The organism is Bradyrhizobium diazoefficiens (assembly GCF_016616235.1).
Classification (GTDB): Bacteria; Pseudomonadota; Alphaproteobacteria; order Rhizobiales; family Xanthobacteraceae; genus Bradyrhizobium; species Bradyrhizobium diazoefficiens_H.
The window spans coordinates 2,844,360-2,863,467 of record NZ_CP067100.1 but is presented as its reverse complement, the minus strand read 5'-3'; the positions used below and the strand labels follow the sequence as shown (position 1 = coordinate 2,863,467).

Below are 19,108 nucleotides of genomic sequence, written 5' to 3'. Positions count from 1 at the left end.
ACTTAGACGGATTGCAAGCACGGGCGTCGCAAGAAAGCGCGGGCCCCTTGCGGAGCCCGCGCCAGTTCGTGAAACCAATGGGCCGGCCGACTAGACCAGCAGGATGTCGTGCGGATTGATCACCGCCCCGGGCTGGACCACGACCACCGCGACCGCCGATCCTTGCGTGCCATCCGCGCTGAAGTAGAGCGTCTGGTTGCCCGTGTCGAAGTGGAATTCGGCCGCGCCGGAGAACGTATTGTCGGCCGAGGTCTCGAAGATCGACGTCACGTCCATGCCCGCCGTCAGGCCACCGCCGAAGCTGCTGGCCGAGATCGCGATGCGATCGGTCTCGGTGGTGTTGTTGAAGTCCGTGACCTGGCCGGGCCCGGTCGGGGACTGAAGGAACGCGAACACATCGTTACCACCGCCGCCGCTCATGACATGACCGGACGCCGTCCCGATCAGGACATCGTTGCCACCTCCGCCGTTCAGGGCTTCGGTACCGTTGGTGGCGATGAGGATGTCGTCGCCGCTGGTCCCGTTCAGCACTGACGCGGTAGCCACGTCGTTGACGAGGGTGTCGGTCGCGGCGCCGGACGAACTGGTCATCCCGTCGGTGGCGGTGTAGTCGAACGAGCCGCCGGCCGTTGCGTCATCGGTGAAAAAGACAAAGCCGAAGGCTGCCCCTGCGCTGCCGCCGGAGCTTGCCGTGACGGCACCGGCCGAGAGGTGGTCCGAGCTGTCGGGATCGGTGTCGTTCAGCCCCAGCGCCCAGCCGGGAATGGCGACCGAGCCGCCGGAGCCGGCATCCGTGACCACGGTCTCGCTCACCGCGGTGGGCGCGTCATTGGTGCCGTTGATGGTGACGGTGACATCCTGGATGACAGTGCCGCCGTGACTGTCGTCGACCGTGACGAAATAGTCCTGGGTCAGCGCCTGCCCCTGCCCCAGGAACTGGATGTCGGCATTGTTGACGGTGAAATGCCAGCCGACCGAGCCGGCCCCGCCGGACTCGCTGACCGGATCGAGCGAGAACGTGCCGACATAGTCGCTGCTTGCTGGCACGAAGCTCGCGGTGTGAGTATCGCCACTCTCGACGTCGGAGAACGAAATCGACCCTGCGGTCGATTCCGTTGCCGGCCCCGTCGCGGGGCTGACATTCACGGAATCGAGGATCATGCCATCGGCATCATCGGCATAGGCGAATTGCAGCGTCGTGGCCGACAGCAGAGGATCGCGGGAGACCTCGAACGCATAGTGGTTGATGCCGGGCGCGACGTGGCTCAGCGACAGCAGCGTGACGCCGTCCCATGCCACCGAGAACGGCGTGTCCGTGCCTTCGGGATCGCCGATCAGATCGAAGCTGACTTTTCAGTGATCGCTGCGTGGTCAGTCGAAACACATCAAAAAACTGGCTGATCTGTCGGCTCGAATGCGGATCGACAGATGCAACCTCGGCAATCCTATTCCCGAGGTTGTCACGACGTCAAATGCAAACGCGAAAGTGCGCTTGTCTTCGGTTCCGGAGACCGGAACCGATTGAAGTTTTTATGACAAGCGCATGGCGCTGAACGGTTGAGGGATAGAGTCAACCGCCGTTCGCACTACGTGCGGCAATGCGAACGAATCGAGACGCTACTTGCCCTTCCAGATCGGCGCGCGCTTGTTGAGGAAGGCGTCCATGCCCTCACGGAAATCTTCGCTCATATAGGCCTTGAGGATCAGATCCTCGCCTTCCTCGCGCGACAACGTGCGGCGGATGCGGCGCACCGCTTCCTTGGTCGCCTCCAGCGTCAGCGGCGCGTGGCTGGCGACGAGCTTTGCGGTCTCGTCGGCGCGGCGCTGCAGCGTCTCGACATCGGGCACGACCTCGTTGAGCAGGCCAAGCGAGAGCGCTTCCTGCGCTTCGACGAGGCGCGCCTTGAAAATCAGGTCCTTGGTGCGGGCCGGTCCGACCAGCGACACGACGCGGCTGATGTTGGACATCGAGAGGCAGTTGCCGAGCGTGCGCGCGATCGGAAAGCCGATCCGTGTCGTTTCAGTCCCGATGCGAAGGTCGCAGCACGCCGCAATTCCGGCGCCGCCGCCGGTGCAGGCGCCCGCGATCGCCGCGATCACGGGCACGCGGCACTGCTCGAGCGTGCCGAGCACGCGGTCGATGCGCGCCTCGTAGTCGAGCGCATCCTGCGCGGTCTTGAAGGCGCGGAACTGGGAAATGTCGGTGCCGGAGGCGAAGGCCTTGTCGCCGGCGCCGGTCAGGATCAGCGCCTTGATCGAGCGGTCGGCGTTGATCTCCTGGCAGATCTCCGCCATGCGGTCATACATGGCGAAGGTCATGGCGTTGCGCGCCTGGGGGCGGTTGAAGGTGATCCGCGCGATGCCGTCCTGGACGGAGTAGAGCAGGTCTTCGTTGGTCGTCGTCGGTGCATTCATCGCGCGATCTCTTCAGTTCACTGGAGTTGCTTCAGGCCACCTGAGCTTTCGCCATCGGCACCATGTCGCGTCCCTTCAGGACGTCCATGGCCGCCAATACGCCGCCGCTCCGGTGCGGGATTTTTGCAAGATCAAGGCCCATCTCGACGCCGGCGAGCGTCCCCATCAGCATCAGATCGTTGAAATGACCGATATGGCCGATGCGAAACACCTTGCCCTTGACCTTGTTCAGGCCGGTGCCGAGCGACATGTCAAAATTTTCCAGCACCACCTTGCGGAAGGCGTCGGCGTCATGTCCTTCCGGCACGCGCACGCCGGTCAGCGCCGGCGAATGCGCGGCGGGATCGGCGCACTGTGTCTCGAGGCCCCAGACTTTGACCGCGGCGCGCGTCGCCGCGCTGTGGCGCTTGTGGCGGGACCAGACGTTCTCGAGGCCTTCCTCTTCCAGCATCTTCACCGCTTCGCGCAGGCCGTAGAGCAGGTTGGTCGCCGGCGTGTAGGGGAAGGTGCCGAGCTTGTTGAAGCTGATGACCTCCTGCCAGTCCCAATAAGAGCGCATGCCGGGATTGGCCTTGGCAACCGCGAGCGCCTTCTCCGAGACGGCGTTGAAGCCGAGGCCGGGCGGCAGCATCAGGCCTTTCTGGGAGCCCGCGACCGAGACGTCGATGCCCCAGGCGTCGTGCTCATATTCCATCGAGCCGAGGCCGGAGATGGTGTCGACCATCAGCAGCGCCGGATGTTGTGTGCGGTCGAGGATCTTGCGCACCTCCAGGGGCGGCGTCACGCAGCCGGTCGAGGTCTCGTTGTGGACGACGCAGACCGCCTTGATCGCGTGCTGCTTGTCGGCGGCAAGGCGCTGCTCGACCTCGGCGAGGTCGGCGCCATGGCGCCAATCGCCTGCGATGAAGTCGACGTCGAGCTTGAACTTCTCGGCGATACCGCGCCACAGCACGGCAAACTGGCCGGTCTCGCACATCAAGACCTTGTCGCCGGACGCGAGCACATTCACCATCGCCGCTTCCCAGGCGCCGGTGCCCGACGAGGGGAAGATGATCACGGGCTGCTTGGTGCGGAACACGCGCTGCATCGCGGCGAGCACGGCGAAGCCGAGCTCGGCGAACTCCGGGCCGCGATGGTCCAGCGTCGGCATGTCCATCGCCCGCAGCACGCGGTCGGGCACATTGGTTGGTCCTGGAATCTGGAGGAAATGCCTTCCAGTATGCACGGTCATCGGCGTCCTTCCCGGTCTAGCCTTCGTCTTGGTGGCCGCCGAATAGCACCATTTGACCGGCTTGTCCCCTCTCCTAAAGGCGTCTCCCATGCATAACCGGCGGACCTCCGCCGCCCCTACTCCGCGGCCACCATCTTCGCGGATGGCGCCCGTCCTTCGGCCTCCGCGAACGGGCGCTCGGGGTGCATCAGGAAGGCGGAAACGCCACCGAGCAACAGCAGGCCCATCGACATCAGGAACGGTAGATACCAGTTGCCGGTCGCATCGATCACGAACCCTGCGACCAGGGGAGAGACGATCGCGGCCAAGGCCGAGCCGGTGTTCATGAGTCCCGACGCGGTGCCTGAGTATTTCGGGGCGATGTCCATCGGGATCGACCACATCGGACCGATCACCAGCTCGGCGCAGAAGAAGCCGGCCGACAGGCATAGCGCAACGATGGTGATGTCGTGGACGAACAGGATCGGAAACAGCGAGAGCAGCGCCCCCGCAAATCCCGCAGCGGTGACGCTGAGCCGCGCCAGGCGGACATTGCCGGTGCGGTCGAGGATCTTGTCCGAGAGCACGCCGCCGACGCTGTCGCCGACCACGCCGGCGAAGAACACACCGGAGGCGAACAGCGCCGAGTTCTTGATGTCGAGGCTGTAGTTGTTCTTGAAGAACAGCGGCAGCCAGTTCAGGTACAGCCACAGGCACCAGCCGTAGCAGAAATAGGTCAGCGTCACCGGCCACATCCGGCCAAGCAGCGGCCCCCAGGGCACGCGCGGCCGTTCGCCGGTCGGGCGCGGCGGCAGCGCGGCAAGCTCGGCCTCGGTGATCGAGGCGTGATCCTTCGGCTCGTTGCGGAAGTACCAGACCCAGACGACGCCCCATACGAGGCTGACGAAGCCGAGCACGACGAAGGCGCCGCGCCAGGTCAGCCACAGGATCAGCAATGCCACCACCGGCGGCGTCACCGCGTTGCCCAGCCGGGCGAAGGAATGGGTCAGGCCTTGAGCAAAACCGCGGCGGTTCGCCGGCGTCCAATATTGCATCGCGCGCGTTGCGGTCGGAAACGTCGCGCCCTCGCCGAAGCCGAGCGCGAAGCGCGCGATGAACAACGCGGCGAGGCCGTGCACGAAGCCGGTCATGATGGTGGCGGCCGCCCAGATCATGCCGCACCAGAACAGCGTCTTGCGCGGCCCGAAGCGATCGCCGACCCAGCCGCCGATTACCTGGAACAACAGATAGGGGTAGGCAAAGGCGGAGAAGACGAGGCCGAGCTGGGTGTTCGACAGGCCCAGCTCCTTCTGGATCTCGCTCGCCGCCGTGCCGATGTTCACCCGGTCGACATAGGTGATGAAATACATCGCGCAGAGCATCGCCAGCACGACATGCGTGGCCTTGAACCTGATCCCCATCTCCACCCTCCTGATCGCTTCTTATGATTGCTGCTCGCGTGCCCTGCGCGAGCTTTAAGTGCCGACCACTTTCAGGTGCGGCGATGCATTGCCCTGCGGGCGCTGCTCCAGCAGCTTCATGGCGACGTCGACGCCGCCGGAGCGATGCGGCACGCCGGCCGCTGACAGGCCCATCTCCACGCCGGTGAGCGCGCCAAGCAGCGTCAGCGCGTTGCATTCACCGAGATGGCCGATGCGGAAGACCTTTCCGGCGACCTTGGACAAGCCCGAGCCGAGCGACATGTTGTAATTATCGAGCACAATCTTGCGGAACGCGTCCGCATCATGGTCCGGCGGCATCAGCACCGCGGTGAGCACGGGCGAGAACTCGGCCGGCTCCTGGCAGAGCACTTCGAGGCCCCAATGATTGACCGCGGCGCGAGTTGCGGCCGCGAGCCGCTGATGCCGCGCGAAGACGTTCTGGAGCCCTTCTTCGAGCAGCATCGCGATCGCCTCGCGCAGGCCGTAGAGCAGATTGGTCGCAGGCGTATAGGGAAAGAAGCCGTTGGCGTTGGGCTTGAGCATCTCGGCCCAGTCGAAATAGGAGCGCGGCATCCTGTTGGTCTTTGCAGCTGCGCGGGCCTTCTCGGAGATCGCGTTGAAACCGAGGCCCGGCGGCAGCATGAAACCCTTCTGCGAGCAGCTCACGCTGACGTCGACCTTCCACTCGTCGTGGCGGTAGTCGACCGAGCCGAGCGAGGAGATGGTGTCGACCATCAAGAGCGCCGGATGCGAGACGCGGTCGATCGCGGCGCGGATCTCGGCGATGCGGCTGGTGGCGCCGGTCGAGGTCTCGTTGTGCACGACCATCACGGCCTTGATCGCGTGTGCGCTGTCCTCGGTGAGCCTGGCTTCGATCACGGTCGGATCGGCACCGCGGCGCCAGTCGCCGGGCACGAAATCGACCTCGATGCCGAAGCGCCCGGCCATCTGCCGCCACAGGGTGGCGAAATGGCCGGTCTCGACCATCAGCACCTTGTCGCCTGGCGACAACGTGTTGACGATCGCGGCCTCCCACGCGCCCGTCCCCGACGACGGGAAGATCACGACCGGGCCTGAGGTCTGGAATATCTTCCGGCTACCTTCGAGCACGGTGCGGCCGAGCTCGCCGAATTCGGCGCTGCGGTGGTCGATCACCGGCATGTCCATGGCGCGCAGGACGCGCTCGGGGACCGGGCTCGGGCCCGGAATCTGAAGGAAATGGCGTCCCTGATGCATGAAAACCTCCCTGGCGGCGGATTCTGGCCAGCTCTGGCGGCCATTTTGCATTCATTTTTTGTCCTTTCAATCGAAATTTGGTATTCGATTGTGGACGTCGACGCGATCAAATGGGCAAACTACTGTGCTGCAAATGAAATCCACGATTCCCGACAGCGGGGTTCCGATCGCCCCGCCCGCTCAAAATGGCGGTGATCGCCAGGAAAACCGTCACGAGGCCTCGCTTCACGGCGAGATCCTGCTGCGGCTGCGCGACTACGTCGTCGAGGGCAACATCCCCGACGGCGCGCGCGTGCCGGAACGCCAGCTCTGCGAGATGCTCGGCATCTCCCGCACGCCGCTACGTGAGGCGCTGAAGGTGCTCGCCGCCGAGGGCCTGATCGAGCTTCTACCCAACCGCGGCGCGCGGGTCCGCCAGCTCAGCCAGCGCGATCTGGAAGAACTGTTCGACGTGATGGCGGGGCTGGAGAGCCTGGCAGGCCGCCTTGCCTGCGAGGCCATTACGGATGCGGAGATCACAGCGATCGAGCAACTGCACTACGAGATGTACGGCCATTACCTACGTCGCGACATGCACGGCTATTTCCAGACCAACCAGCGCATCCACGAGAGCATCGTCGCGGCCGCGCGCAACGAGACGCTGAAGACGGCCTACGCCAAGTTCGCAGGGAGAATCCGCCGGGTCCGCTACTCCGCCAATTTCGCCCGCAAGCGGCAGCGCTGGGCGGAGGCGATGCGCGAGCACGAGGCCATCCTCGACGCGCTGCGCCGCCGTGCCGGCAGCGAGCTCAGCGATATCCTGTTCCTGCATCTGCGCAACAAGCAGACGGCGGCGATCGAGCACCTGACCGAGCCCCAAGAGGACGCGCCGGCCTCGCCTTGAGGGCGGTCAGCTTGCTCGTTTTGAATTCATAATATAATCGGTCAGAACCAATAATGAATACTCCGGCCGGCCTCGGGCGCCTCGCCGGATCATCGGGATCAGGGATGACAAACGCCTCCTCGCTCGAACGGCGCCTGCGCGCGGACATCACCGGCGACGTCCTGTTCGACCGCTTCAGCCGCGGCCGCTACGCCACCGACGCCTCGTTCTACCAGATCATGCCGGCCGGCGTGGTGGTCCCAAAGACGATGGACGAGGCGTTGCGGGCGCTGGCGATCGCCCGCGACGAAGGCGTGAAGCTCACCCCCCGCGGCGGCGGCACCTCGCAATGCGGCCAAACGGTCAATGACGGCCTCGTGGTCGACCTCTCCAAGCACATCACCCGCATCCTGTCGCTCGATGTCGCGAACCGAACCTGCGTGGTCGAGCCCGGCATCGTGCTCGACGACCTCAACCGCCAGCTTAGAAAGCACGGCCTGTGGTTTCCGGTCGACGTCTCCACGGCCTCCCGCGCCACCATCGGCGGCATGGCCGGCAACAATTCCTGCGGCGGCCGCTCGCTTCGCTACGGCACCATGCGCGACAACACGCTGTCTCTGGAGGCCGCGCTCGCCGACGGCACGCTGAGCCGTTTTGGCGATGTCTCGCGCGATCTCTCCGATACCGACGCCGGCGACAATATGCGCGCACTATTCCGCGACATGCTCGATCTCGGCGCGCGCGAGGCGGATGAAATCGCCGCACGCTTTCCAAAAGTGCAGCGACGCGTCGGCGGCTACAATCTCGATGCGCTCACCCCGCGCAATGCGCGCAACAACATGGCGCATCTGCTGGTCGGCTCGGAAGGCACCCTCGCCTTCACCACCAAAGTCGAGCTGAAGCTGTGGCCTGTGATCCGCAACAAGGCGCTTGGCGTCTGCCATTTCGGCAGCTTCTACGAGGCGATGGATGCGGCCCAGCATCTGGTCAAGCTGAAGCCGATCGCGGTCGAACTGGTCGACCGCACCATGATCGCACTCGGCCGCGACATCGCGATGTTCAAGCCGATCATCTCCACGGCGATCACGGGCGATCCGGACGCCGTGCTGGTGGTGGAGTTCGCCGAGGAAGACCAGGCGGACAATCTGGCGCGCCTCAAGCAGCTGACCGAGTTGATGGATGATCTCGGCTTCGGCTGGACCAACGACAAGCGCAAATGGGGCGGCGTGGTCGAGATCACCGAGCCGGCGCTACAGAGCGGCATCGCCGATTTCCGCGCCGCCGGGCTCAACGTCATGATGTCGATGAAGCAGGAGGGCAAGCCGGTCTCCTTCGTCGAGGACTGCGCCGTGCCGCTACCGCATCTCGCCGACTACACCGCGCGGCTGAACGAGGTGTTTGCGAAGCACGGCACCAGCGGCACGATGTATGCGCATGCCTCCGAGGGCTGCCTGCATGTGCGCCCCGTGCTGAACTTGAAGCTGGAGAAGGACGTCAAGGCGATGCGCGCCATCGCCGAAGAAGCCTTTGCGCTGGTGCGCGAATACAAGGGCTCGCATTCCGGCGAGCATGGCGACGGCCTGGTGCGCTCGGAATTCCACGAAAGCATGTTCGGCGAGCGCCTCGTCGCGGACTTCCGGGAGGTCAAGCGGCGCTTCGATCCCACTGGCGTCCTCAATCCCGGCAAGATCGTCGACGCGCCGAAGATGGACGACCGCTCGCTATTCCGCTTCAAGCCCGACTATCGCGTTGGCGAGCTGAAGACGAAGCTCGACTGGTCGGCCTATCCCGGCGCCGGCGGTGGTTTTCAGGGCGCGGTCGAAATGTGCAACAACAACGGCGCCTGTCGCAAGCGCGAGGGCGGCGTGATGTGCCCGTCCTACCGCGCCACGCGCAACGAGAAGGATGTCACGCGGGGGCGCGCCAATACCTTACGTCTCGCCATCTCCGGCCAGCTCGGCCCCGATGCGCTCGCTTCTGACGAGATGATGGAGACGCTGAAACTCTGCGTCTCCTGCAAGGCTTGCCGCCACGAATGTCCGACCGGCGTCGACATGGCCAAGATGAAGATCGAGGTGCTGGCCGCGCGCGCCGCGTCGCACGGCCTGACGTTGCGCGACCGCCTCGTCGGCTATCTGCCGCGCTATGCCGGCCTTGCATCGCGTTTCGCGCCGCTGGCCAATTTGCGCAACCGCAGCCCGCTGCTCCGAAAGCTGTTCGAGCGCTTTGTCGGCATCAGCGCGCGCCGTGCCCTGCCCGCCTTCCGCCGCGACGTGTTCGTGCCGCCAGCCGAGAGCGTCGGACCTACGGCGGGCCGCGAAGTCGTGCTGTTCGCCGACACCTTTAACCGCATCTACGAACGCGAGAATCTCGAGGCAGCGCTGCGCGTGCTGACGGGCGGCGGCTATCGCGTGCATATGCCAAAACCTGCGAGCGGAAGCCGCCCGCTGTGCTGCGGCCGCACCTTCCTCTCCGCCGGTCTGGTTGATGAGGCGAAGTCCGAGCTCGACCGTCTCGTCGCCGCCTTCGCGCCCTTTGCCGCGCGCGGCGTGCCGATCGTCGGCCTCGAGCCGAGCTGCCTCCTGACGCTGCGCGACGAGCTCGCCTCGCTGCGCAAGGACAATGACGCCAAGGCGGTCGGCGCCCATGCCCTCACCTTCGAGGAGTTTCTGGTGCGCGAGGCAGAAGCCGGCCGGCTGCAACTGCCGCTCGGCATCGTCACTGAGAAGGCCGTGGTGCACGGCCATTGCCACCAAAAATCCTTCGGCGCGTTCAAGCCGGTCGAGCAGGTGCTGCGGCTCGTGCCCGGCCTCGAGGTCGAGACCATCGAATCGAGCTGCTGCGGCATGGCCGGCGCGTTCGGCTATGGCGCCGACACCTATGATGCCTCGATCGAGATGGCCGAGCTGTCGCTGCTGCCCGCGGTGCGGCGCGCGGACCGGAGCACGCTCGTTGTCGCCGACGGCACCTCGTGCCGGCACCAGATCCACGACGGCGCCCGGCGCGAGGCGCTTCACGTCGCGCGCGTGCTGGCGATGAGCCTCGACCGCGCCGAAACCAATTCCACTTCTCACGCCGAAAAGGAACCCACCGATGGCTGACCTCACGCTCGACACCGCCCGCAAAATCCTCGATGCGGCCTTCGCAAAGTCCACCGAGCTGAAGCTGAAGCCGCTGGTCGTCACCATCCTGGACGCGCGCGGCGTGCTCAAGATCGCTGCGGCGCAGGACGGCACCAGTCTGATGCGCGCCGAGATCGCGCACGGCAAGGCCTATGGCGCGCTTGCCATGGGCATGGGCTCGCGGGCGCTGTTCCAGCGCGCCCAGGAGCAGGCCTATTTCATCGACGCCGTGAACACCATCGCCAAGGGCGCGCTGGTGCCGGTCCCCGGCGGCGTGCTGATCATGGACGGCGCGACGCTGCTCGGCGCCGTCGGCGTCTCCGGCGACACCTCCGACAATGACGAGGCCTGCGCGGTGGCAGGAATCCAGGCGGCGGGGCTGAAGGCCAACGCGGGGTAGCTCGTCATTCCGGGGCGCGCGGAGCGCGAGCCCGGAATCCAACATGCGGCATGTCATGCGGAAAAATGGATTCCGGGCTCGCGCCAACTGGCGCGCCCCGGAATGACAACGAAGGAACCGCCGGCCTGCGCGCCTGTGTCGTTCCCGTGTCAAGCCTCCGCAATTGAAATATTCCACTTTACCGAATTTCGGATTTGTCGTATGCATCGCCATCCCGATCCGGGAAAGGGGCGGTCGTACGTCGTCACGAACCGTGGATCGGGCTGCGGTGGACGCGGGCGGCGTCGATGCGGAATGTGGCGTGCAGGGCGAGATGAACCTCGTGAGCATGGCGCGGACCGACACGACGGACGACGCCGGATGCGTACGGCGAAAACGTGTGGTCCTGGCCGTCGTTGCTACGGTAAGCCTTTGCGAAGGCGGCGTCGCTTCAACCGGGGCGGCGGCCGTGAATTTTGCGGAGGTGACGGAGGCAAAAAAGAACTCGTCTCCGGGGAGAGCGCGCATAAGCCGTCAAACCACTGCGCAGGGAAGGCCGGATGTTTCGGCTGCCCTGTATCGCTCCTGTGCCTTGCGTGTGCATCATTCTTGCACGGGAGTCTTGCGGGTGCCAGCCGGCACCCGGCCTTCCCTGCGCCCTTTCCTTGGAGAGGGTGCGAAGCGAAGAGTAAAGCTCGGGCGCAATGCGCCGCGAGAAGGCGAACGTACGTCCTCTATTTGAGAAACGAATTTGGGCTCGCTGAATGCACAGCCTCGTGTCCCGGACGCGCTGCAACGCGCGAGCGTTGCTGCGTAGAGCCGGGACCCGGAGAGCGGCACGGGACCACGCGGTGAGATGGGCCCCGGCTCTGCAGCGCACCGCCGCAGAGGCGCTGCGCTGCGTCCGGCGCACGAGAGCAGCGTCCCTCTACCTTCCAGTCCACACCGGCTTGCGCTTCTCGCTGAACGCCTTCAGCCCCTCCTTCGCGTCCTCGGTCATCGCAAGCAGCGCGATCTGGCTTTCGGTGTAGGCGATGCTCTCGTCGAACGACATCGAGGCGATGGCGCGCATGGCGTATTTGCCGCGGCGGATCGCGGTTGGAGACTTGTCGACGATCCGGCCGATCAGCCAGTCGACCTTGGCATCGAGCTCCGCCGTCGGCACGACGTGGTTCAAAAGCCCCGCATCCTTTGCCGCCTTCGCGTCGAACGGTTCACCCGTGAGCGCCCATTCATTGACGAGGCGTCGCGGTGCGATCTCCTGCAACAGGCTCAGCACCTGCATCGGAAACACGCCGACCTTCACCTCCGGCAGGCCGAAGACGACGTGATCGGCCGCAACCGACATATCGGTCATGCACAAGAGGCCCATGCCGCCGGCCATGCAGACACCATTGATGCGCGCAATCGCCGGCTTGGTCGCGTTCTGCGACAGGCGCAAGAGATCGGCATAGTCGACATTCGGTTTGGAGTGATCCATCGCAAAGGCCGCGCCGGAATTCTGCAAGTCCGCGCCGGCGCAGAACGCCTTGTCGCCTGCACCCGTCAGCACGATGACGCGGACGTCCTTGTCGTCATGCGCGTCGCGATAGCCGCGTCCGATACCGGCGATCACCTCACCATTGAGCGCGTTGCGCTTCTCCGGCCGGTTGATGGTGATCCAGAATGCCTGTCCGCGCTTCTCGGTGATGACGGCCGTGGTGTCGCTCATGACGTCGCTTCCTTGCTCCCGTTTGCAGCCATTTGCGGCAGCCCGGGCGCAAGGCGCAAGGGCAATCTGCGAAGAGGTGCGCCTTTAGCGCCTCGACACAAATTGTTGGCGACGGAGGCGCGCGGTCAACCCGCGACCGCTTTCCTGATCCAGACCTTGTTGTCGTGGAACGCGGCGCCGCCGATCGGCGCCACCGCCTCGGCGCCGGTCAGCATGTTGATGCCGCGGCCGCCGATATGGTTCTTGTTGGGATGAACGGACTCCGCGATCAGCACGCCGCGCCGCACGCCGTCGAACAGAGTTGCGATCAGCGTGGTCTCGCCGCGCGTGTTGCCGAGCGTCACCGCGTCAGCGTCGGCGATGCCGAACGCAGCCGCATCGAGCGGATGGATCATCACGCTCGCTCTGCCTTCGCGCGCCTGCGAGGACGGCGTCTCATTGAAGGTGGTGTTGAGAAAGCTGCGCGACGGGCTGGTCGCCAGCCGGAACGGATGGGCTTGATCAGCGTCTTCGATCGCCGCCCAATGGTCCGGCAGCGACGGCATCTTGTCGATATCGCCCATGGTCTGGCCGAACGGCGGATGCGCCCAATCCGCCTTAAAGTGGAATTTCTTGTCGGCATGAGCGAAGCCGTCGAGATAGTGCGAGGTGCGAAAATCCGGCTGCAGATCGCGCCAGATGTCGGCTTCGAGACCAGCGATGTCGCCGTGGCCGCTGAGCTTCAGCGTTGCGTCGATCAGCTCGCGCGGCGTCATCACGAAGCCCGGATGCTTGGCGCCAAGCCGCGGTGCCAGCGCCTGCAACACCTCATGATTGGAGCGGCATTCGCCGGGCGGATCGATCAGCTTCGGCCCGACCGAGATGTGCTGATGACCGCCGCCGTAATAGAGATCGTCATGCTCCATGAACATGGTTGCCGGCAGCACGATGTCGGCCATCGCAGCCGTCTCGGTCATGAACTGCTCGTGCACCGCAACGAACAGGTCCTCGCGCGCAAAGCCCTGCCGGACCAGCGCCTGCTCCGGCGCCACCGTCATCGGATTGGTGTTCTGGATCAGCATCGCCTTGACCGACCCCTTGCCGCGCAACGCCTCGGCATCGCCAGTGAGGATGCGGCCGATCTTGGACTGGTCGAGCGCGCGTACGCTCTGGTCGATTGCGTCGTGACCTTCGATGATGGATTCGTTGAAGCGCCACAGCGCGTAATTGTTGAAGAAGGCGCCGCCGCCTTCATACTGCCAGGCGCCGGTCACCGCGGCAATGCAGGTCGCCGCATGCATCTGCGTCGCGCCATTGCGCGACCGGGTGAAGCCGTAGCCGAGGCGGATAAAGGTCCGCTTGGTCTCGCCGACAGCCTTGGCAAAGGCCTCGATCTCCGCCACCGGCACGCCGGAGATGGCGGAGGCCCATTCCGGCGTGCGTGTCTTGAGATGCGCCTCGAGCTCATCAGGGCAGTCGGTGTATTTGTCCATGTAGGCGCGGTCGGCATAGCCGTCGCGGAACAGGACATGCATGACGCCGCAGGCAAAGGCGCCGTCGGTGCCCGGCCGCAGGATGATCTTGATGTCAGCCTGCTTCATGGTCTCGTTGTCGTAGATGTCGACCGCCGCGATCCTGGCGCCGCGTTCCTTGCGGGCACGGGAGGCATGCGTCATCACGTTGACCTGGGTGTTGACGGGATTGGTGCCCCAGATCACCACGAGATCGGACAGCGCCATCTCGCGCGGATCGACGCCGGCGATCTTGCCGGTGCCGATCGCAAAGCCGATGCGCGCGACATTGGCGCAAATGGTCTGATAGAAACGCGAATATTTCTTCACATGCGTGAGGCGGTTGAGGCCGTCGCGCATCACGATACCCATCGTGCCGGCGTAGAAATAGGGCCAGATCGATTCCGCGCCAAACTCGCGCTCGGCCCGATTGAAGCGCTCGGCGATCTCGTCGAGCGCCTCGTCCCAGGTGATCCGCGCGAACTGGCCCGAGCCTTTCGGCCCGATGCGGCGCATCGGATACATCAGCCGTTCGGGATGATGGATGCGCTCGGCATAACGGGCGACCTTGGCGCAGACCACGCCCGCTGTGTAGGTCTGCTTTTTCGAACCGCGCACGCGGCCGATGCTGCGGCCCTCGACCACCTCGATGTCGAGCGCGCAGGCCGACGGGCAATCGTGTGGACACGTCGAATGGCGGATCTCAAGCTTGGCGTGCTGGTTCATGTCCCAGTTCGTAACACCAAAATGTCAGCCAGCCGAGAGCGTTTTGCCGGCACTTCCCATGCGAATTGCTCAAGCCGCATGCGCCGCAGGTTCCTGCCGCAAGCGCGAAATGCGGCGCAGTCACACCGAAAATGGGCTGATATTCCCGGCTCGACCGCCTTTATGGGACGTCGACAGTCCGCATTCCTTGCCGCTACAGTGTCGGTCAACGAGAACGACATCAGGGAGGTGGCTATGACAGGCCGACGCTTGATGCCGGCGCTGGCCGCCGGCCTGCTCGCCGCATTCTCCGCGCCTCCCTCTTTTGCGCAGGATTATCCCAACCACGCCGTCCGGATCGTCGTGCCTTTCGGCGCCGGTGGCCCGGCCGATGTCGCGGCCCGGCTGATCGGTAACGTGCTGCAGGAGAGCTTTGGCCAGCCCTTCGTGATCGAGAACCGCACCGGCGCGGGCGGCCTCATCGGCACGCTCGAAGCGGCGAAATCGCCGGCCGACGGTTACACGCTGCTCATGATGTCCAACACCCAGACTGCGAACGAGTCGCTGCTGACACCTGCGCAGCGCAAATACGAGTTGATGCGCGATCTCGCGCCGATCGCGCCGGTGAACTACTCCGATCTCGTCATCGTGGTGAACCCGCAAGTCCCGGTGAACACGCTCACCGAGTTCATCGCACTCGCCAAGGCGCAGCCGGGCAAGCTGAACTACGCCTCCTCCGGCCAGGGCACGCCCTATCACATGGCCGGCAAGCTGTTCAAAGCGATGGCCGGCGTCGACCTCGTCCACGTTCCCTATCGCAACAGTGGCGAGGCCCGGAGCGGCGTGATTGGCGGACAGGTGCAGATGATGATCGACGCGGTGCCGGCGATGGCGCCGAATATCGCCGAAAACCAGGTCCGCGCGCTTGCGACAACAGGCAAGCGGCGCTCCGCGGTGCTGCCGAACGTGCCGACCGCCGGCGAGGCAGGTGTGACCGGCTATGAGGCGACGATCTGGCTCGGCCTGATGGCACCGACCGGCACACCAAAACCTGTCATCGACAAGCTCAATGCGGCTGTCAACGCAATGGTGAAGCGGCCCGACATCGTAAAACTCTGGACCGAGCAGGGGGCGGTGCCCATGTCGATGTCACCCGAGGAATTCGGCAAATTCCTGCGCGGCGATATCGAAAAGTGGGCTGATGTCGTCAAGAAATTCGACAAGTCCTGAGGCACGACTCGTCATGCCCACCATTCACTTTCAGCTCAACGGCGCCTCGACTGCCGTGGATAGCGATCCCGATCAGACGCTGCTCGATGTGCTCCGCGGCCAGCTGGGCGTCACCGGTCCGCATTTCGGCTGCGGGGCCGGTGAGTGCGGAGCCTGTCACGTCATGGTCGACGGCCGCGCAATGACCTCCTGCGACATGCCGATGTGGTCGGTCGCGGACAAGGACGTTGTCACAGTCGAAGGCCTCGGGACCGTCGAGCAGCCGCATCCGCTGCAACGTGCCTTCGTTGCCGAACAAGCGATGCAATGCGGCTACTGCGTCTCCGGGATATTGATCAGCGCGGCGGCGCTGCTCAAGCGCAAACCGTCGCCGACGGAGGCGGAGGTCAGAGGCGCGCTCGATCGCAATCTGTGCCGCTGTGGTTCGCATAACCGCATGGTCCGCGCCGTGCTCAGGGCCGCCTCGAAGATGGCTGCGCCATGACGCCCCCTGCTCCAAAACTGCCGGTCAGCCTCGCGGCCAATCCGAAGCTGTCGTCCTGGGTGAAGATCATCAGCGAGGGCCGTGTGGCGATCTCGCCCGGCAAGGTCGAGATCGGCCAGGGCATCATCACGGCGCTGGCGCAGATCGCGGCGGACGAGCTCGATGTCGATCTCGCCCGCATCGAGATGATCCGCGCTTCGACGGCAGCCAGCCCAAACGAGGGCGTCACCTCGGGCAGCCTGTCGATCCAGCAATCCGGCCGCGCGCTGCGGCACGCCTGTGCCGAGGTGCGCCGGCGCTTCCTCACTGCTGCCTCGGAACGTCTCGGCGTCGATGCAGCGTTGCTCGGTGTCGAGGACGGCACGATCTCCGGTCCGGGCAATGTCCAGACAAGCTATTGGGAGCTCGCAAGCGACGTCTCGCTCGACCAAGACGCCACGGCAGGCATGGTCGCCAAGAGCGCCGCCACGCGCGACCTCGCTGGACATTCAGTCCAGCGTGTCGACATTCCCGACAAAGTGTTCGCGCGGCCGCGCTTCATTCATGACTGTATGCTGCCCGGCCTGTTGCACGGCCGCGTGCTGCGGCCGGACGTCTCGGGCGCCAAGCTGGTCGGGCTTGAGGAGGAGGCTGCGCGCGCCATTGCAGGCCTCATCGCCATAGTCCGCGATGGAGGATTTGCGGGCGTGGTCGCCGATAGCGAGGCAGCCGCGGAAGCGGCGCTGACGGCTTTGCGCAAGGGCGCGACATGGTCGGCCGGCGAGGCACTGCCCGATGAAGATGCTCTCGCGGAGTTCCTGAAGAGTCAGCCGGTCGAAACGACCGTTATCGACACCAAAGCGGCGGCAACGACAGCGAAAGCTGCGCGTACGCTTCGGCGGCAGTATACCCGCCCCTACATCGCCCATGCCTCGATCGCGCCGTCCTGCGCCATGGCCCGATGGAACGGCGATCGTGTCCAGGTCTGGACGCACAGCCAGGGTGTCTATCTGCTGCGCGCCGATCTCGCGATCGTGCTCAAGCTGCCGGCCGAGAACATCGTCGTCGAGCATATGGAGGGCGCTGGCTGCTATGGACATAATGCGGCTGACGACGTCGCGCTCGACGCGGTGTTACTGGCGAAAGAGGCCCGAGGCCGTCCGGTGCGGGTGCAGTGGTCGCGCCACGACGAGATGTCCCACGCGCCGTTCGGCGCAGCGATGGCGATCGCGATCGAAGCAGATCTCGATGCCGGCAACGAGATCATCGGCTGGCGCCATGCGATCTGGAGCAACGGCCACGCGGCGCGGCCTGGCCGCGCGGCACAGCCGGCGCTGCTAGCGGCGACCGAGATCGCAAATCCCTATCCGCGCATGATCTCGACGAATCCGCCGGCCGCCAATGGCGGCGGCAGCGATCGCAACTCCGTTCCGCTTTATGACTTTCCGGCCTGGACGATCACGAGCCACCGGCTGCTGACCATGCCGGTGCGCACCTCCGCGCTGCGGACTCTGGGTGCGCAAGGCAATGTGTTCGCCATTGAATCCCTGCTTGACGAGATCGCCGCCCTGCGCGGCGAGGACCCGGTCGCGTTTCGCCTGCGGCATCTACGGGACGAACGCGCGAAAGATGTCATCCGCGCCGCTGCGCGACGTGCACGGTGGAAGCCGCTGAAGCAAGCCGGCATCGGTCACGGCATCGGCTTTGCCCGCTACAAGAACACCGGCGCCTATTGCGCCGCGATTGCAGAAATCGAAGGCGATGACGACATCCGTGTTAGACGCCTGACGCTCGCGGTCGATGTCGGCGAAGCGATCAATCCGGACGGCGTCATCAACCAGATCGAGGGCGGTGCGATCCAGGCGGCGAGCTGGGTGCTGAAAGAGCGCGTCCGCTTCGATCCTGTGCGCATCACCTCGACCTCCTGGACAGACTATCCGATCCTGACCTTCAGCGAGGTGCCGATCGTCGATGTCGAGATCATCCAGCGGCCGGAGATCGAGCCCGTCGGCGCCGGCGAAGCCGCGCATGGTCCGGTGACGGCAGCGATCGCGAACGCCGTCTACGATTGCCTCGGCGTGCGCGTCCACGACCTGCCGATCACGCGCGACAGCATCATTGCAGCCATGGAGCTTGCATCGTGACGAGTTTGAGAATTTTGAGCGGCGGCGCGGCGCAAGGCCTGGTGCGCGGCCTCACCGACGCCTTCAAGACAAAGACCGGCTTCGGCATCGACGGCGAGTTCGGCGCGGTCGGCATCATGGCCGACAAGCTGCGTGCGGGCACGCCGGCCGATATCGTGATCCTGACACAGGCGCTGCTCGCAAAGCTTGCCGAGGAGAAGCTCGTCACCCCCTCCTCGATCGCGGATGTCGGCCGGGTCGAGACCGCGCTCGCAGTCCGCAGCCGCGACCCGAAAGTTGCGGTGAAGACCGAGGCCGATTTGCGCGAGGTGCTGCGCTCCGCAGACGCGATCTACGTTCCGGACACAACGGCATCGACGGCGGGCCAGCACGTCGCAAAGGTGCTGGATCAGCTCGGCATTGCCTACGAGGTCGCCTCGCGCCTCAAGATATTTCCGAACGGTGCGACCGCGATGCGGGAGCTTGCGGCGTCCACCGCGACACGGCCGATCGGCTGCACGCAGGCTACCGAGATCATCGCGACCGACGGCATCGTGCTATCAGGATCGCTGCCAGCAGGCTGCGAACTCGTGACGATGTATACGGCCGGCGTAACCGGGCGGGCCGCACATCCGCAGGAGGCCGCGATGCTGGCCGCGCTGCTGACCGGTACGGATCAAAAGGAGCTGCGCCAGCGCGTCGGCTTTGCCGGCTAGATGC

The 19,108-nt window shown here is 65.2% G+C and carries 14 protein-coding genes; 7 read left to right on the top strand and 7 right to left on the bottom strand.

Features of this window, described 5'->3' with window-relative positions; genetic code table 11:
• Positions 1-90 precede the first annotated feature (90 nt).
• The 5 genes from JJB99_RS13540 to JJB99_RS13520 all read right to left on the bottom strand — a co-directional run bounded on the left by JJB99_RS13540 (position 91) and on the right by JJB99_RS13520 (position 6,303).
• Positions 91-1,299, bottom strand: a complete 1,209-nt coding sequence (locus JJB99_RS13540) for a VCBS domain-containing protein (RefSeq protein ID WP_246775235.1) — start codon at positions 1,297-1,299, stop codon at positions 91-93.
• 318 nt (positions 1,300-1,617) lie between these two features.
• Positions 1,618-2,415: an enoyl-CoA hydratase/isomerase family protein gene (locus JJB99_RS13535; protein WP_200499217.1), complete on the bottom strand. Its 798-nt coding sequence runs from the start codon at positions 2,413-2,415 to the stop codon at positions 1,618-1,620.
• A 31-nt stretch (positions 2,416-2,446) separates the two neighbouring features.
• Positions 2,447-3,646: a pyridoxal-phosphate-dependent aminotransferase family protein gene (locus JJB99_RS13530; RefSeq protein WP_200499216.1), complete on the bottom strand. Its 1,200-nt coding sequence runs from the start codon at positions 3,644-3,646 to the stop codon at positions 2,447-2,449.
• A gap of 116 nt (positions 3,647-3,762) precedes the next feature.
• The gene (locus JJB99_RS13525; RefSeq protein ID WP_200499215.1) at positions 3,763-5,046 is read right to left on the bottom strand and encodes an MFS transporter; all 1,284 of its coding nucleotides are present in this window, start codon (positions 5,044-5,046) and stop codon (positions 3,763-3,765) included.
• A 54-nt stretch (positions 5,047-5,100) separates the two neighbouring features.
• Entirely contained in the window at positions 5,101-6,303 is a 1,203-nt protein-coding gene (locus tag JJB99_RS13520; RefSeq protein ID WP_433995767.1) for a pyridoxal-phosphate-dependent aminotransferase family protein, read from the bottom strand.
• Between the two features lie 133 nt (positions 6,304-6,436).
• On the opposite strand from JJB99_RS13520, the gene JJB99_RS13515 reads away from it, so the two are divergent.
• The 3 genes from JJB99_RS13515 (at position 6,437) to JJB99_RS13505 (ending at position 10,687) form a co-directional block, all read left to right on the top strand.
• Positions 6,437-7,186 carry a GntR family transcriptional regulator gene (locus JJB99_RS13515; protein ID WP_200499213.1) on the top strand — a complete coding sequence of 250 codons (750 nt, stop codon included), beginning with the start codon at positions 6,437-6,439 and terminating at the stop codon, positions 7,184-7,186.
• Positions 7,187-7,290: 104 nt separating this feature from the next.
• Positions 7,291-10,266, top strand: coding sequence for an FAD-binding and (Fe-S)-binding domain-containing protein (locus tag JJB99_RS13510; RefSeq protein WP_200499212.1), 2,976 nt, complete (start codon positions 7,291-7,293; stop codon positions 10,264-10,266).
• Positions 10,259-10,687, top strand: a complete 429-nt coding sequence (locus JJB99_RS13505) for a GlcG/HbpS family heme-binding protein (RefSeq protein ID WP_063688197.1) — start codon at positions 10,259-10,261, stop codon at positions 10,685-10,687. Before JJB99_RS13510 ends, JJB99_RS13505 begins: the two co-directional genes overlap by 8 nt.
• Before the next feature lie 907 nt (positions 10,688-11,594).
• Here the strand turns inward: JJB99_RS13505 and JJB99_RS13500 are convergent.
• The gene (locus JJB99_RS13500) at positions 11,595-12,377 is read right to left on the bottom strand and encodes an enoyl-CoA hydratase/isomerase family protein (protein ID WP_200499211.1); all 783 of its coding nucleotides are present in this window, start codon (positions 12,375-12,377) and stop codon (positions 11,595-11,597) included.
• Positions 12,378-12,502: 125 nt separating this feature from the next.
• Complete coding sequence (locus tag JJB99_RS13495) at positions 12,503-14,593, bottom strand: molybdopterin oxidoreductase family protein (RefSeq protein WP_200499210.1); 2,091 nt, start codon at positions 14,591-14,593, stop codon at positions 12,503-12,505.
• Positions 14,594-14,827: 234 nt separating this feature from the next.
• Between JJB99_RS13495 and JJB99_RS13490 the strand changes: the two genes are divergently transcribed.
• From JJB99_RS13490 to JJB99_RS13475, 4 genes are read left to right on the top strand one after another with little or no spacing between them, the layout of a single operon-like run.
• Positions 14,828-15,802: a Bug family tripartite tricarboxylate transporter substrate binding protein gene (locus tag JJB99_RS13490; RefSeq protein WP_200499209.1), complete on the top strand. Its 975-nt coding sequence runs from the start codon at positions 14,828-14,830 to the stop codon at positions 15,800-15,802.
• 13 nt (positions 15,803-15,815) lie between these two features.
• Entirely contained in the window at positions 15,816-16,286 is a 471-nt protein-coding gene (locus tag JJB99_RS13485) for a (2Fe-2S)-binding protein (RefSeq protein ID WP_200499208.1), read from the top strand.
• Positions 16,283-18,409 carry a xanthine dehydrogenase family protein molybdopterin-binding subunit gene (locus tag JJB99_RS13480; protein WP_200499207.1) on the top strand — a complete coding sequence of 709 codons (2,127 nt, stop codon included), beginning with the start codon at positions 16,283-16,285 and terminating at the stop codon, positions 18,407-18,409. The genes JJB99_RS13485 and JJB99_RS13480 overlap by 4 nt, the downstream gene beginning before the upstream one ends.
• Positions 18,406-19,104, top strand: coding sequence for a molybdate ABC transporter substrate-binding protein (locus JJB99_RS13475; RefSeq protein ID WP_200499206.1), 699 nt, complete (start codon positions 18,406-18,408; stop codon positions 19,102-19,104). Before JJB99_RS13480 ends, JJB99_RS13475 begins: the two co-directional genes overlap by 4 nt.
• Positions 19,105-19,108: the final 4 nt, after the last annotated feature.

Coding starts and splice junctions, on each gene's coding strand:
- JJB99_RS13535 (WP_200499217.1), bottom strand. CDS start 2,415: ATGAATGCACCGACGACGACCAACGAAGACCTGCTCTACTCCGTCCAG.
- JJB99_RS13530 (WP_200499216.1), bottom strand. CDS start 3,646: ATGACCGTGCATACTGGAAGGCATTTCCTCCAGATTCCAGGACCAACC.
- JJB99_RS13525 (WP_200499215.1), bottom strand. CDS start 5,046: ATGGGGATCAGGTTCAAGGCCACGCATGTCGTGCTGGCGATGCTCTGC.
- JJB99_RS13520 (WP_433995767.1), bottom strand. CDS start 6,303: ATGCATCAGGGACGCCATTTCCTTCAGATTCCGGGCCCGAGCCCGGTC.
- JJB99_RS13515 (WP_200499213.1), top strand. CDS start 6,437: ATGAAATCCACGATTCCCGACAGCGGGGTTCCGATCGCCCCGCCCGCT.
- JJB99_RS13510 (WP_200499212.1), top strand. CDS start 7,291: ATGACAAACGCCTCCTCGCTCGAACGGCGCCTGCGCGCGGACATCACC.
- JJB99_RS13505 (WP_063688197.1), top strand. CDS start 10,259: ATGGCTGACCTCACGCTCGACACCGCCCGCAAAATCCTCGATGCGGCC.
- JJB99_RS13500 (WP_200499211.1), bottom strand. CDS start 12,377: ATGAGCGACACCACGGCCGTCATCACCGAGAAGCGCGGACAGGCATTC.
- JJB99_RS13495 (WP_200499210.1), bottom strand. CDS start 14,593: ATGAACCAGCACGCCAAGCTTGAGATCCGCCATTCGACGTGTCCACAC.
- JJB99_RS13490 (WP_200499209.1), top strand. CDS start 14,828: ATGACAGGCCGACGCTTGATGCCGGCGCTGGCCGCCGGCCTGCTCGCC.
- JJB99_RS13485 (WP_200499208.1), top strand. CDS start 15,816: ATGCCCACCATTCACTTTCAGCTCAACGGCGCCTCGACTGCCGTGGAT.
- JJB99_RS13480 (WP_200499207.1), top strand. CDS start 16,283: ATGACGCCCCCTGCTCCAAAACTGCCGGTCAGCCTCGCGGCCAATCCG.